9 protein-coding genes are annotated in these 14,324 nt (G+C 56.4%); 4 read left to right on the top strand and 5 right to left on the bottom strand.

Translation table 11 applies throughout. The features are described 5' to 3' along the window. Nucleotides 1-107: 107 nt before the first annotated feature. On the bottom strand, nucleotides 108-1,658 hold the full coding sequence (locus AC5S26_RS18975; RefSeq protein WP_494186490.1) for an acido-empty-quinoprotein group A: 1,551 nt from the start codon (nucleotides 1,656-1,658) through the stop codon (nucleotides 108-110). Nucleotides 1,659-1,685: 27 nt separating this feature from the next. Beyond that, nucleotides 1,686-2,477, bottom strand: coding sequence for a c-type cytochrome (locus AC5S26_RS18970; protein WP_494186489.1), 792 nt, complete (start codon nucleotides 2,475-2,477; stop codon nucleotides 1,686-1,688). A 748-nt stretch (nucleotides 2,478-3,225) separates the two neighbouring features. Between AC5S26_RS18970 and AC5S26_RS18965 the strand changes: the two genes are divergently transcribed. From AC5S26_RS18965 to AC5S26_RS18950, 4 genes are all read left to right on the top strand, one after another. Further along, complete coding sequence (locus tag AC5S26_RS18965) at nucleotides 3,226-3,618, top strand: BlaI/MecI/CopY family transcriptional regulator (RefSeq protein ID WP_494186488.1); 393 nt, start codon at nucleotides 3,226-3,228, stop codon at nucleotides 3,616-3,618. 3 nt (nucleotides 3,619-3,621) lie between these two features. Next, complete coding sequence (locus AC5S26_RS18960; protein ID WP_494186487.1) at nucleotides 3,622-4,914, top strand: M56 family metallopeptidase; 1,293 nt, start codon at nucleotides 3,622-3,624, stop codon at nucleotides 4,912-4,914. 30 nt (nucleotides 4,915-4,944) lie between these two features. Then, entirely contained in the window at nucleotides 4,945-6,474 is a 1,530-nt protein-coding gene (locus tag AC5S26_RS18955; protein WP_494186486.1) for a Do family serine endopeptidase, read from the top strand. Between the two features lie 241 nt (nucleotides 6,475-6,715). Then, a complete protein-coding gene (locus AC5S26_RS18950) occupies nucleotides 6,716-8,266 on the top strand; it encodes a hypothetical protein (protein WP_494186485.1) in 1,551 nt (516 codons plus the stop codon). A gap of 12 nt (nucleotides 8,267-8,278) precedes the next feature. Here AC5S26_RS18950 and AC5S26_RS18945 read toward each other — a convergent pair whose 3' ends face one another. From AC5S26_RS18945 to AC5S26_RS18935, 3 genes are all read right to left on the bottom strand, one after another. Continuing rightward, a complete protein-coding gene (locus AC5S26_RS18945) occupies nucleotides 8,279-9,718 on the bottom strand; it encodes an efflux transporter outer membrane subunit (RefSeq protein ID WP_494186484.1) in 1,440 nt (479 codons plus the stop codon). Next, the gene (locus AC5S26_RS18940; protein ID WP_494186483.1) at nucleotides 9,715-11,010 is read right to left on the bottom strand and encodes an efflux RND transporter periplasmic adaptor subunit; all 1,296 of its coding nucleotides are present in this window, start codon (nucleotides 11,008-11,010) and stop codon (nucleotides 9,715-9,717) included. The genes AC5S26_RS18945 and AC5S26_RS18940 overlap by 4 nt, the downstream gene beginning before the upstream one ends. 61 nt (nucleotides 11,011-11,071) lie before the next feature. Continuing rightward, entirely contained in the window at nucleotides 11,072-14,263 is a 3,192-nt protein-coding gene (locus tag AC5S26_RS18935; protein ID WP_494186482.1) for an efflux RND transporter permease subunit, read from the bottom strand. Between the last annotated feature and the right edge of the window lie 61 nt (nucleotides 14,264-14,324).

Genomic DNA, 14,324 nt, shown 5'->3' with positions numbered 1-14,324 from the left:
GCCACAGGCTCCGAATCAACAGGAGTATGAACGCCCAGTCTAAGGTCCGGGCTTAAGTTACATCGATCCAAGACTTTGCGAAAAAAGTATGGGAGGGGTACCCCTGCTCACTTCGCGGCTGAGCCCTCCGGAAGCGTCCAGGCAAACATGACGCCGCCGCTCCCGATCAGGACATACTGGCTGCCATCCAGCTCATAGGTCGTCGGTGAGGTCGCAATGATCGAGCCGGTTCCCGCATGCCAGAGTGTCTTCCCGTCCGCGGTATTGAGTGCCAGCGCGTTGCCGTGGAAGTCGCCCGTGAAGGTTAGGCCGGAAGCGGTCGTCAGGACGCCTGCGGAGGCACTGTTGCCGATCTCGTGCGCCCAGCGAATCTTGCCCGTCTGGTAATCGATCGCCTTGATGACGCCCTTCCCCCAGACCCCGTAATCGGCGCCGGACCATCCATAGGTTCCATCGGCCGGCTTCGAGAAGTAAATGCTGTAAGCCTCGCGCGCGCTGACAATAAACAGCCCCGTCTTCGGATCGAAGCTCGGAGATCGGTAGTTCGCCGCCCCATTCTCATCCGGCGCGATCAGCCTGCCGTCCGGAGCCGGCTCCTTCTCCGGATTCGGAATCGGCCGGCCATCCTTGTCCAACCCGAGAGACCAGTTGACCGGGCTGTAAGGCACCGTCAAAAGGTTCTTGCCGGTGGTCCGATCGAGCACCACGAAATATCCGTTTCGAGACGCCTGCATCAGCATCTTGCGCGGCTGTCCCTTGAAAGGACCATCCACGAGCATAGGAGTCTCAGCGGCATCCCAGTCATGGGTGTCGTGTGGCGAGACCTGAAAGGCCCAGGCGAGTTTGCCGGTATCAGGATTGAGAGCAACAATGCTGCAGGTGTGTGGGCCATCGCCCGGCCGTGTCGCAGCTGTAAGCACAGGCGTAGGATTGCCCGTCCCCCAGTAGATCAGGTTGAGCTCCGGATCGTAGGTACCGGTCATCCAGGTCATGCCGCCTGTCCGGTCGGGCGGAGTGCTGTCCCACTGCCACTGCTGCTTGCCCGTCTCAGGATCGAGGGATCTCAGATAACCGCGAAGATTATCGAAGTCGCCCGAAACACCGATCATGACGTGATTGCCCACCACAAAGGGAGACATCGTCGTCCAGTAACCCTTGGAGACATCCGCCACTTCGACGTTCCAGCGCACCGATCCCGTCTTCGCATCCAGCGAGACCAAATGCCCATCTGGCGATAGGAAGTAGATCCAGCCCTTGTAAGCTCCTACACCACGCTGGCCGATGTGCAGGCCCTTGTTCGCCGGGTAAGTGTAGTGCCAAAGCTGATGACCCGATCGAGCATCGACCGCCCAGACATTGTCCGGCACGGTGAAGTAGAGCACCCCGTCGATGAGCAACGGCGAAGATTTAAGTCCCGCCTGAGAACCGGTCTGAAAGGCCCAGGCGAGGTTTAGGCTGCCTACATTCTGCGGTGTGATCTGCTTGAGGGTCGAGTGTCGCTGCCCTGTGTAATCGCCATGATAGAGCGGCCAGCTGTCACTGCCTGGTTTCAGCAGAGTTGCCTGATCAGGACCCTGTGCAACGGAGAAACCGGCGGTTCCGGCCACCACGGCCAGGACACAGCTCAGAAATCGTTCAGCATTCTTCCATCGATTCATATCGTCTCTCTAACCCTTCAAGCACCGCTAGCGCAGAGTCTGCAGATAGGCCATCAGATTGTGAATATCGGCATCCGTGTATTTGCTGAAGAGCTCGACATGAGCCTGCTGCGGAGCCTCGATCTTGTACTTGATCCTGCTCACTGGCCAGGACTGGTACGTTCCATCCGCCAGCTTAATGCCGAGCGTGAACTCATCGTGATATTCGACTGTTCCCTGCAGTACCTTGCCTGACGGGAGCGTGACCGTCGCCGTGCTCTTGGCATCGCGCGGATAAAGCATGTGCTCTTCCAGTTGAAGAGCTGGGTATTTCGTGGCGATGTGAGCCAGATCGCCAGTCGCCGAGTGGCATTTTGAGCAGGTTCCTGCTCCCTCAAAATATTGTTTCCCGGCCGCGAGATTGCCGGTTTGCAGATCCGCTACGTCAACGCCTTTTCTGTTGCCTGCCTTGGCAGCCTTCTTCTGCTGCGCGTGGATAAATGCCACAAGATCTGTCATCTCTGGATCCGCAACGTCGAAAGGAGGCATCTTGCCTGGGCGGCCGTTGTGGACTACCACAGAGATCTTGTCTCCGTTGACATCCTCCAGCACCAGCTTCGATCGCGTCAGATCGGGACCTGATTCGCCACCGCCAGCATCGCGGCCATGGCAGAACGCGCATTTTTGCTGGAAAGCTGTATTCCCAGCTTCGATGTGCGCGGTCATCTCAGGGGTCTGTGGAGGTGCAGCCGCCTGGCCTTCAGCCACATAAGGAGAGAGGCATCGCCCGAGCCAAAGTACGCCACCTAACGCGCCCCACAACACTATCGAACCACGCATCTTTGTCGTATCCATCTCCCGCTCGCGGCAGCACGAAAGTTTCTCTAAATTACCGAGAGTGCAACCTCACGTGCTAAAAGTTTTATTCACACTACCTCATTCCATAAGGATTCGTCGATCCATATTGGAGGAAATAGACGTTTTTTATTCGGGGGCACAAAAAAACCGCCTGCCGCCCTTCGGGAGGCGGGCGCTAGGGGAGAAATCCAGTGGGACGGGGCAGACGTTATTCTCAAACAGGCCTGGGCAGAACGGCCGAATCCGGAGGCCTCGATATCGTGGGCGTCACGCCGGCAGGCGGCGTGGACGAATGCGGTTGCACGCTGGTAATGCGGTTATCCGCGATGAGAATGTCGACATCACTTCAGCGCCACTTCCCTTCCAAAATCGTCCAGCGTGAATCAACAGATTCTGTTGTGGCTTGATTTGGGTGTAAGTGAGATCAACCGAAATCGGCGTGACCTTGCCTGTAGCAATATAGGCTGAGTCACATGACTCGGCCTATCCGCCCCGAAGGTCAACGAATCCTTGTCCATTAAGATCTTTCGCGAGGTCGTCATGGATTGCGCGACTTCGACACTCAATCCTTCGCGGCCGTCTCTCCCTATCCCAGCTCGCCAGCCCGGTCACGCTGATGAACACGCGGGAGGTAATCTGAGCCGGTATTGGCCGGCCACCCTTTTTTTTACAAACTGCTGCTAACTAATTTATTAGTTGCCCGTCTCTATGTAGGTAGAGATAGGTAGCCATGCCGCCGAAGAGATCCAACACGCTGACAGAGGCTGAGCTCAGGCTCATGAAACTTCTGTGGGACCGAGGCGAATCTGCCGTCTCCGATCTCGTATCGGGCATCTCGGACACGACACCGCTTGCCTACACATCGGTACTGACAACCATTCGCATCCTCGAAAAAAAGGGTTATGTCCGCCACCGCCAGGAGGGCCGCGCTTTTCTGTACAGCCCCTGCGTCGCAGAGCAGGACGCAGAGAAAAGTGAAGTGCGTCAACTTCTTCAGCGGTTCTTCGGAAACTCGCGCGAACGTCTCCTTTTGTCGCTGCTCGGAGATGAAGAGATCAGCTCCGAGGAACTGAAGCGTCTCAAAGAAGCCATTGCACAAACTCCCGAAGAGGAGGCTCGCTGATCGATGGAACATCTGACTCATACGATGACGCTGTTCTCCGCCTGGGCCGCCAGCTCTCTTATCAAGGCCATTGGCGAAGGAATGATTCTGGCTCTGGCGGTCCATCTCTGTCTGCGCCCTCTGCCGGGAATCAAATCCACTGCGCGTTTCGCAATCTGGCTAGCAGTCTTTTTCGTCGTATTGCCTTTACACATTCTCCCTTCCGTAAAGGGCGACCTTGGCTCACCCATCCCTGGTGTCTCCGCCTTTCACCTCGATTCCCGATGGAGCATCCTTATCGTCTGCTTATGGGGAGTTGTTTCGGTCACGCGCGCAATCCGGCTTATCCGCAGCGCCATCGAGCTGCGACGGATTGCGGCTACAGCAATCCCAATTTCGCCTGCCCCTTCCCTCAACGGGATCCTGTCGAGCGGTCGCCGCTCTGCAAAGCTTTGTTCGTCGGAAGATGTCGATCGTCCGAGCGTTGCTGGCTTCTTTCGCCCTCGAATCCTTCTGCCCACCTCAATGCTCGAGAAGCTCTCCGAGCAGGAGCTCGAGCAGATCCTGCTGCATGAGATGGAACACCTTCACCGGCGTGATGACTGGACCAATCTCATTCAGAAGATCGCCTTGATTTTCTTCCCTCTCAATCCTGTTCTTTCCTGGGTGGAGAGACGCCTCTGTATCGAACGGGAACTCGCCTGCGACGATTGCGTTCTGAATTTGACGACGGCTCGCAAAGCTTACGCAACCTGCCTGACAAACCTTGCCGAACATTCCATGCTCCGTCGAAGCACTTCCCTTGCTCTTGGAGCATGGGAAAAGCAATCTGAACTTGCGCGGCGTGTTCACCGCATCCTGCGGAAACCTGAAGAGAAGATGGGCCGTATCGCTACCAATGTCATAAGCGGAGCCTTAATGGCCAGCCTCGTGGCGGGAGCTTTTATGCTGGCGCACAGCCCTGAACTTGTCAGCTTCTCTCCCCCGACCACCATCACCGCTCCCTCAAGTGCGCCTGTTGCCGCCAGCTTGATTCCCATCGGCCAATCGCGAGGCTTCTCTCCAACGCTGGTAAAAGCGGTTATGCCAGAGCCCCGGCAAGAGGCTAACTCTCATCCGCCGCGAGCCCGCCGCCCAGAACCGGTCAAAACAATTCACCATCGGCCGCAGGTACAACAGCAGCAAAAGTGGGTTGTTCTGACAGGATGGCAAACATCCCCCGCTACCCGCCGTCCTGTATTGGCTATCTCGGAGACTTCGGAATCTTCATATGCAGCCGTTTCTGTTGGAGATGGCTGGCTGATCTTTCAACTCTAACCCTTCATTCCCGCATAGGAGCTCTAAATTATGTCCACATCAACTAATCAATTAGTAGCAGGGGCCAGAAAGTTTGCCGTTCCCGCGGCCCTTGCCGGAAGCTTCGCCCTGGGAGCCGTAATTTTCGTTGGCAATGGAGGCGTACATGCTGCCGCCTTCAGCGCATCCCCCCTCGACGATCACAGCGTCTCCGCTCTCACGTCGCTCGATCAGGCTATGGAGTCGGTTGCCTCGCGCGTCACTCCGGCTGTCGTAAATATCGCAGTCACCAGCAAGGGCCAGCAGCGTAATACTGCGGACTCTGACGATCAGCCGCAGGGTCTTCCCCCGGGCTTCGCGCAGTTCTTCGGCGGCCGCGGGATGCCGCAGCAGCCACAGATTGAGCACGGCATCGGCAGCGGAGTCATCATCTCGCCTGATGGATATATCGTCACCAACGGCCACGTCGTCGATGACGCCACGGACATCAAGGTAACCCTCAACGATCGTCGAGTTCTCTCCGGAAAGGTCATCGGAACTGACAAGCTGACCGACCTCGCCGTAGTAAAGGTCAATGCGAGTGATCTTCCCAGCATCGCTTGGGGCGACTCCAGCAAGTTGCAGCCCGGCCAGACTGTTCTTGCCTTTGGCAGCCCCTTCGGCTACTTCCAGTTCTCGGTAACTCGCGGCATTGTCAGTGCGGTCGATCGGCCTAACCCTTACTCCGACGATGCTCGCAAACCCGGTGGATTCATTCAAACTGACGCGGCCATTAATCCGGGTAATTCTGGTGGAGCACTCGTCAACTCCCATGGTGAGCTCGTCGGCATCAACACCTTCATCATCTCCAACAGCGGCTCGTTCGCTGGTGCGGGCTTCGCCATCCCCTCGCAGATCGTACGCTCCACCGCTGAGCAGTTGATGAAGCATGGCAAGGTGGATCATGGCTATCTGGGTATCAGCCTCAACGATGTCACGCCTGCGAATGCCCACTTCTTCAACCTGCAGGAGGCATCTGGGGCCATCGTCTCCCAGGTCGCGCCAGACTCACCCGCCGGTAAAGGTGGCCTGCACACAGGGGATGTCATCTCTCAAATCAATGGGCAGAAGATTTCGAACGGCAGCGCGCTCCAGGTTGCCGTGAGCCAGATCACCCCGGGAACGAACATCGCGCTCGGAGTCCTTCGCGACGGCAAACCGATGACGATCAATCTCACTGTCGGCCGGTTCCAGAAGAACACCGACGTCGCGGATAACGACAACGATGGAGCCTCGCCGCAGAGCGGAAAGCTGGGCCTTGCGGTCAGCGATCTTACTCCCGATGTGAAACAACAGATCAATGCTCCTGATCAGCTTCATGGAGCAGTTGTTCAGAACGTTCGCCCAGCCAGCCCCGCAGAAGATGCAGGCCTGCAGCCGGGAGACGTCATCCTGGAGGTCGACCGCCATCCGACCTCATCGGCAAGCCAGTTCGTCAATCAGGTCCACCAGAACACCTCTGGCAAAGATCTGCTCCTGCTCGTCTGGTCCAAAGGCAATGCAAGTTACCGAACCATTCACCCGGAAAGCCAGAACGGTTAGTAGCGCACCCAAGCGGAAGCCACCCAGAACGATGGGGCGGCTTCCGCTTATTTTTTTCAGAGCGAGTGCGCGAATGATATTGATTCTTAGCTCGGAAATGATTTCATTGACAAAGAATATCTTCCACAGATAGAAATTTTGGATGCTCGTTCGATGGACTCATGCGCACAGCACTCCTACACGCTTCCAAATGCAATCGGGACTTCTGTATTGTTGCGGCACCTTATCGCGTGTTGCAGGAATGGCTATCGCGGCAACCGTGATATCCAGTTCCCTTGCTGTTCCAGCGCATGCAAAAGACGCGAATGGCGGGCAGAGTCAATGGGTGTATTACAACCCTTCAGGCAAGCTCCAGTACCGGACCCTGAACACCGGCGATCGTATCCTGGATTTTTCCTATGCCGGTTATAGAGGAGGCGGCGTAGCAATTCCAAAGCTTGCTGTGAAGAAGACCGTCGTTCCATCAGGCAAGGATGACAGCACCGCGATTCAGTTGGCGATTGATGAAGTTTCGCGGCTCCCTCTGAAAAATGGTCTGCGGGGGGCCGTCCTACTCCGCGCTGGCCACTTCCATTGCCAGGAAACCTTGCACATCCGCACAAGTGGTGTCTCTCTTATTGGAAGCGGAACCGGCCAGAACGAGACCGTCATCGAGATGACCGGCGATCCGCACGTTGCCATCGAGGTGCGGGGAGAGCGAACGATTCAATCCTCCAACTTGAGAACGACAGTCGCAGATTCTTACGTGCCTTCAGGTTCTATGTCGCTTCGTGTTCGAGATGTTTCAGGCTTTCATTCCGGAGATACGGTCGAACTAAAAAGACCGTCTACACCTGAATGGGTGCACTTTATGGGCATGGACACTCTGATCCGGAATGGAAAGAAGGAGACCTGGGTAGGAGCCGATCTAACCACCGAACGCAGGATTATTGCGATAAAAGGCAAAGAGCTTCGGTTCGATGTACCGTTGGCGGACTCGTATGATGCGAGATATCTCGGGGAGAATGGAACGACCGTCACCAAGATCGTGCATTCAGGACAGGTGGAGCAAGTCGGTATTGAAAGTCTCAGGCTGGTTGCTCCCGCTCGCAAAGTAACCTTGAACGACAAACACTTCAATGGAATCCAGATGAAGAGCGTGAAAGATAGCTGGATTCGTAATGTTCGACTGCTTAATACGACGGCACCAGTAAACCTAGATAGCGATACGCGGCTTGTCACGGTACAAAAAGTCGATATCACGCAGGATATTCCGCTGATAGGAGCAGCAAAAGCAGCAGATTTCTCTGTCGACGGGACACAGATCCTGATCGATCGTTGCAGCGCAACGGAAGACAATGTCTTCTATATCGCCACGGGAGCTCGGCAACAGGGGTTGAACGTAGTTCTTCACTGCGTCTTCCACGGAAACGGACATATACAACCACATCAGCGCGGGTCTACGGGACTGCTGGTGGATAGTTGCCAGGTTCCCGAGGGAGGCATCGATCTGATGAATCGAGGCGAAATGGGCTCGGGCCATGGGTGGACCATGGGCTGGGCCGTCGCCTGGAACAATCTTGCCAGGTCTTATGTCATACAGACGCCACCAGGCTCAGCCAATTGGGGCATTGGCAATCGTGGAGAAGAAAAACTCGCGAAGATGCCTACCTTCGATCCCGGCCCTGAACTTCCACTGCTGCCGCAGGGAATCCTGGATTCTCAGGACACGCCTGTTATGCCTGCAAGTCTCTATCTGGAGCAGCTTCGCGAGAGGCTTGGACCCAAGGCGCTTAGGAACATCGGCTACTGAGTTGCCCCAGCATTAGTTCACAGGAAGTTGGGTCGAACTCCATCCCCCTCCAAGTGCGATCTGAAGCCGAGTACTGGCAAGTATCCGCAGTGCCACAAGAGAGGCAGCAGCTCGTTCGTCGGTTAATTCGATGGTCTGATTCGTCAGAACCTCGAGATACGGAGCGAGTCCCCGCTTGTAACGGAGGGTCGAAAGCTGCGTACTTCGCTTCGCTGCTTCAACGGCCCTGTTCTGCACCGCTGCCTCTTCTTCGAGGACGCGCAGAGCGGAGAGTTGGTCTTCTACATCGCGAAATGCGGATAGCACCTGGTCGCGATAAAGCGCTGTCGCCTGCTCGCGCTGAGCCACCGCAAAATCCAACTGCGCTTTTCGTCTTCCTGCATCGAACAAGACTTCACTGGCAGTCGCTCCAGCATTCCATCCCGCACTTCCTGCGTTGAAGAGCTGCGTGATCTGACTGCTCTCTACACTTCCGTTCGTGCCCAGGACTATCGTGGGATAGTAAGCCGCCTTGGCAACGCCAATCAACGCATTTGAAGCGGCTACTCGTCGTTCCGCTGCCGCGATATCCGGCCTTCGTTGGAGAATCTCGGACGGAATTCCGGTTGGGATGCTTGGCGGATCCCCTCCAAGCGGCCGCTCTGCAATATGAAAACCAGTAGCTGGAGTTCCCACCAATACTGCAATCGCATGCTCCAGTTGGGCACGGCCAACCCCTAGATCAATCAACTGCGCGCGCGTTCCTTCCAGCTGGGCCTTCGCCTGCTCCACGTCGCTGTCCGAGCTCAGGCCACCGCGTTGCCGATCCTGCGTAAGCTTCAACGCCTGCGTATAGGCATCGAGTGTATTGCGCAGCAGTTGCGCCTGAAGATCGACACCACGCAACTGAAAGAAGCTCACCGCCAGCAAACCTTGCAGACTCAATCGTGTGTTCGCGAGTTCAGCTGCAGTGGCCTGTGCCGTAGCGGTAGACGACTCGATCTGGCGTCGAACACTGCCCCAGAAGTCCGGCTCCCAGGAGATATTCAAGGGAATCAGAAAGTCCCAGTAATCCTGAGCCGCGTTTGACGGACGTAACGGCCTGGTGCTGGAGATTCGATTCCGACTCGCCGCAGCACCAATCGAAACCGTAGGATAGAGAGACGATCTGCTCTCGCGTACAAGGTCATGAGCCTGCTCATAGGCATGAAGAGCAGCAGCGATGCTTTGATTTGCAGTCGCGCAACGCTGCTCAAGATCGTTCAGCTCTGCATCGTTATAGACGGTCCACCACGAACCTCGATCCGTGGTATCCGCAGGCTTTGCGGATGTCCACGCACCGTTGTGCCCGTCTTCGCTGTATGCAGGAGGCGCGGGCATCGCAGGGACTTTATAGTTCGGCCCAACCTTGCAGCCAGTTACCGCCAGAGCGCCTAGAACGGCAACCCACTTCGTGATGCGGCCGGCCTTCATCGCTTAGCTTCCTCCTGCGGAGTTGGCTTGTGCTGAACCGGACCTACCACTCGCACCTCTTCTCCCTCCGTAAGGGAGTCTGGCGGATTGAAGATGACGGGTTGGCCCTCCTTCAGGCCGCTGAGAATCTCTACCGTCGATCCGAAGTCTCGCCCCGGGGTTACAAGCAGGATGTGTGCACGATGATTTTCATCAACCGTCGCGACATGGAGTCCATCCGGTGCCAGGATCACGGAGCTCACAGGAACAATCAAAGCCATGGCTGCTCTGGAGACATTCAGATGCACCTGCGTGTAGCTGCCAGGCAGCAACTCGCCTGATCTGTTGTCAACGTCCACCTCAGCCAGCAGCGTGCGCGTCGCAGGATCCACGGAATCCGACGTGCGCACTAACTTGCCTTTGAACTCGCGGCCAGGGTACTGCGGCAGAGTCAACGTTGCCGTCACGCCCTTCCGCGCATCCGGAGCATATATCTGTGGCACATTGACGAAAACGCGAAGGGTATCGATGGCGGAGATATCGAAGATCTCCCGGCTGCTGCGAACCGTCCCAGCGCCGGCAGTCGTCGTACTGCCGTCCGTAGTGATGAGCTGACCGGTATCGATATTGCGCGCCGTGATAACACCATCAAACGGAGCCACAACACGCTCGAAAGAGACTAGTTGCTCCAGCCTTCCCACATTCGCCGCGGCAGAGGCGACTTCTGTGTTCCTCGCCTGCAACAGGCTTACTGCATTGTCCGTATCCTGCTGAGAGACGGCGCTACTGCCGATCAGGTCGTTATATCGATCAGCAGTCGTCTTGGCCAGACCGGCGTTACTTACGGCTGTCGCCAGATCTGCCTTCGCTGCGGCAAGCTGCTGGTCAAGCTCTGGGGTCTCAATCACCGCGAGCAGATCACCCTTGTGAACGCGCGCGCCGATATCGTGATACCAGACCTTCACATACCCGGTGGTCCGCGCATAGATCGGTGCGAGCGTATACGCTTGCATGTTGCCGGGAAGCACGATCTCGGAGGCGCTCTGCTGTAGCTTCGGAGTCTCCAGAGTGACCGGCGGAGCAGACGTGGCGGTCGTGTAGTTCGCCAGCTCTTCACTGCTACGTTTACGCCGAAGAATTCCAACCGCTGCAATCACCGCCGCGATCAGGAGGACAACGACCACGATGGTGACCAGGGAGCCGCGCGAGACCGGCGGAGGCTCATGCTGGACGTCCGGGCGATGAGCACTCTCCTTCTGCGGCTCGACACCTCCCCTGGCCGCTTGCTGCCTCTTTTGCTCTTCGCCGCTCATCGATTCTCTCCCTGTAAGTTCTTATTCCTGGAATTCCTGCAAGCGGTCTTTGGCGCGATGCTCATAGATAGTCCTCGTCCCCGGCCATTCGCTGATCATGGATCAGCAGCGGGTCGTTGCGGTGCATGAAGGCAAAGAAGGTTGGTACAAAAGTGAGCGTGCCGAAGGTCGCCAGCAGCAACCCTCCAATCACCGCGCGCCCCAGCGGAGCATTCTGCTCTCCGCCATCGCCTAAGCCCAAAGCCATCGGGACCATGCCGATGATCATCGCCAGCGCTGTCATAATGACGGGGCGGAATCGGGTGAAGCCGGCTGTCAACGCAGCTTCGGTCGAGTTCATCCCCTCCTCCATCTTCTCCTTGGCGAAGCTGACCACAAGAATTGAGTTTGCGGTTGCCACGCCGACACACATAATCGATCCCGTCAGCGCGGGTACGCTGATATGAGTTCCCGTCAGGAAAAGGAACCACACAATACCGGCGAGCGCACCTGGAAGAGCTGAAATGATGATGAAGGGATCGAGCCAGCTCTGGAAGTTCACCACAATCAGCGCGTAGACCAGCACAATCGAGAACAGCAAGCCAGAGATGAGGCCCACGAATGAGGTATGCATCGTCTCGATCTGACCGCGCACAAAGAACTCACTTCCCCGGGGAAGCTTTCCTTTGTTATCCGCGACGATTTTGTTGATCTTGCCGGCAACGGTCGCAAGATCTGTTCCTTCTACGGCGCCATAGATATCAATCACTGGCCGCGCGTTGTAGTGGCTTACGGTTCCCTGTTCCGCGCCACGATCGATCGAGGCAAGGTTACCGAGAATCTGCGACTGTGCCGTATTGCCGGGCGACGAAATAGGAAAGTTTTGCAGCTCCTGCAGGTTCTTTACGTCGTACTGCGGAGTTTGCACCGCGACGTTATAGCTGACATTGTTCTGTGGATTCAGATAAAAAGTCGGTGACGTCTGGAAGCTTCCGCTCAAGGCAATCAACAGGTTGCCCGCCACATCTCGTTGACTGTAGCCGACCTGCTGCGCTCGTGTGCGATCGACATCGACCTTCCATATCGGAAGGTTGAACGGCTGCTGGATACGAAGATCGGTTGTACCCGGAATCTTACTGACCTGTTCCATCATCTTCGCCGCCAGAGCACGGTTCTGAACCACTTGCTGGCCAACGACTTGAATATCAATTGCGGCAGGCAGACCAAAATTCAGAATCTGACTGACCATATCGGTCGGAAGATAGTAGAACTCTGTTCCCGGAAACGCACGCGTCAGTTTGTCGCGCAGAGCGTGCATGTATTCTCCGGTCGGTTTGTGATTCTCGTTCAGGGATACCTGGATATCCGCGTCCGCCGTTCCGACCGTTGCCGAGTTTGAATAAGAGAGATTAATACCTGAGTAGGGGAGCCCGATGTTATCGATGATCGTTTCAAGCTCGGACGATGGGATCTCTTGCCGAATGACATTCTCAATTTGATCGCAGAGCGCAGCTGTGTCCTCGATTCGAGTTCCAGTATGTGCCCGAACGTGCAACTTGAATTGTCCGCCATCGACCGAGGGGAAGAAGTCCTGCCCCAGCCATGGGTATAGCAGGGCGATCGAGACGACCCAGAATGCAACGATCGAGAAGAGAAATAAAGCCCGATTCTCGAGACAGAAGTTCAGAATGCCGTGATACCCAGTGCGCAGCTTCTCGAAGTAATACTCAAAGATCCTCTGGAATTGCGTGAAGGGATTTCTGCTCTTCCCTGCCTTCTCCGTACCATCCGGATCATGTGGCTTCAATAAATACTTCGCCATGGTGGGAACGATCGTTCGAGAGAGGAAGTACGAAGCGAGCATGGCGAAGACCACGGCTTCGGCCAGGGGAACGAAAAGGTAACGCGCTACGCCGCCCAGGAAGAACATCGGCACGAAGACAATGCAGATCGACAGTGTGGAAACGAACGCTGGGATAGCGATCTGCGCAGCGCCATCCAGAATCGCCTGTTCGACCTCCTTGCCCTCTTCCAGATTGCGATTGATATTTTCGATCTCTACCGTTGCGTCATCGACGAGAATTCCGACTGCAAGCGCCAGGCCACCCAGCGTCATGATGTTGATGGTCTCGCCGAGAGCAGCCAGCATCAGCAGCGAACAGATCACAGACAGAGGAATCGAGACCGCAATGATGATCGTCGAACGCCAGCTCCCAAGGAAGAGGAGGATCATCGCCGCAGTCAGGCAGGCTGCGATCAACGCCTCGCGGACGACTCCGCTGATCGCCCCGCGCACAAAGACTGACTGGTCCGCGACCGAGTTCATGCGAAAAACGGGCGGAAGCTGCGCCGCAATCGATGGCAGCTGCGCCCGAACGTTCTTGATGATGTCGAGTGTCGAGGCATTGCCGGTCTTCAGGATCGTGAGCAGTGATGCACGCTGTCCATCCACCCGCACGATGTTTGTCTGGGGCGGGAACCCATCGCGCACGTTTCCGATATCGCGAATGTAGATGGTCGCCCCATTCGCCGTCTTGATAGGCAGATCGTTCAGCGCCGCGATCGAGGTCGGGGCACTGTTCGTCTCAACCTGATATTCCACCTGTCCCATCTTCACGGTTCCGGCCGGGAGGATGATATTTTGCGCACTGATCGCGTTGACGACATCCGACGCCGACAGTCCGAACGCCTGGAGTTTCTGCGTATTGATATCGACCTGGACCTGCCGCTGCTTTCCGCCATAGGGATAAGGAATCGCAGCGCCCTGGACTGTCGCCAGTTGGGTCCGGATGAAGTTCTGGCCAAAGTCGTTCAATTGCTGTTCATTCAGACCATTGCCGGAGAGACCCAGCTGCAATATGGGCACGCTCGAGGCGCTGTACTGGATCACCAGCGGCGGAGTCGTACCCTGCGGATACTGCCGCAAGGCCGTCTGCGCGATCGCCGTCACCTGCGCCACCGCTTGCGAGATATTTACCGTCGGTTGGAAGAAGATCTTCACGACCGAAACGCCGTTCACCGTCTGCGACTCTGTGTGGTCAATGTCATTGACGGTCGTCGTCAGGTTTCGTTCGAACGGAAGTACAATGCGGGCGCTTAGTTGTTCCGGAGAGAGGCCGGCATAGTTCCACACCACCGATACAACAGGAATATCAATATTGGGAAAGATATCGACAGGAGTCCGCAACACCACCAGGGGACCAACGATAAAGAGAAGAAGAGACAACACCACGAAGGTATAAGGTCTTCTAAGTGCAAGTCGGACAATCCACATTGGAGCTCCATCCAAAAACACTTCCAGAGACCGACGGAAACAGTGTCGGTGGCCAGAAGGA

This window comes from Edaphobacter sp. FHG110511_03, assembly GCF_059115365.1.
Note: the sequence above shows the minus strand (reverse complement) of the source record. Positions and strands in the feature narration are given on the sequence as shown.

Bases quoted from the DNA above. Each gene is read 5' to 3' on its own strand.
- AC5S26_RS18960 (WP_494186487.1), top strand. From the start codon at position 3,622: ATGGAACATCTGACTCATACGATGACGCTGTTCTCCGCCTGGGCCGCC.
- AC5S26_RS18975 (WP_494186490.1), bottom strand. From the start codon at position 1,658: ATGAATCGATGGAAGAATGCTGAACGATTTCTGAGCTGTGTCCTGGCC.
- AC5S26_RS18950 (WP_494186485.1), top strand. From the start codon at position 6,716: ATGGCTATCGCGGCAACCGTGATATCCAGTTCCCTTGCTGTTCCAGCG.
- AC5S26_RS18940 (WP_494186483.1), bottom strand. From the start codon at position 11,010: ATGAGCGGCGAAGAGCAAAAGAGGCAGCAAGCGGCCAGGGGAGGTGTC.
- AC5S26_RS18955 (WP_494186486.1), top strand. From the start codon at position 4,945: ATGTCCACATCAACTAATCAATTAGTAGCAGGGGCCAGAAAGTTTGCC.
- AC5S26_RS18970 (WP_494186489.1), bottom strand. From the start codon at position 2,477: ATGCGTGGTTCGATAGTGTTGTGGGGCGCGTTAGGTGGCGTACTTTGG.
- AC5S26_RS18945 (WP_494186484.1), bottom strand. From the start codon at position 9,718: ATGAAGGCCGGCCGCATCACGAAGTGGGTTGCCGTTCTAGGCGCTCTG.
- AC5S26_RS18965 (WP_494186488.1), top strand. From the start codon at position 3,226: ATGCCGCCGAAGAGATCCAACACGCTGACAGAGGCTGAGCTCAGGCTC.
- AC5S26_RS18935 (WP_494186482.1), bottom strand. From the start codon at position 14,263: ATGTGGATTGTCCGACTTGCACTTAGAAGACCTTATACCTTCGTGGTG.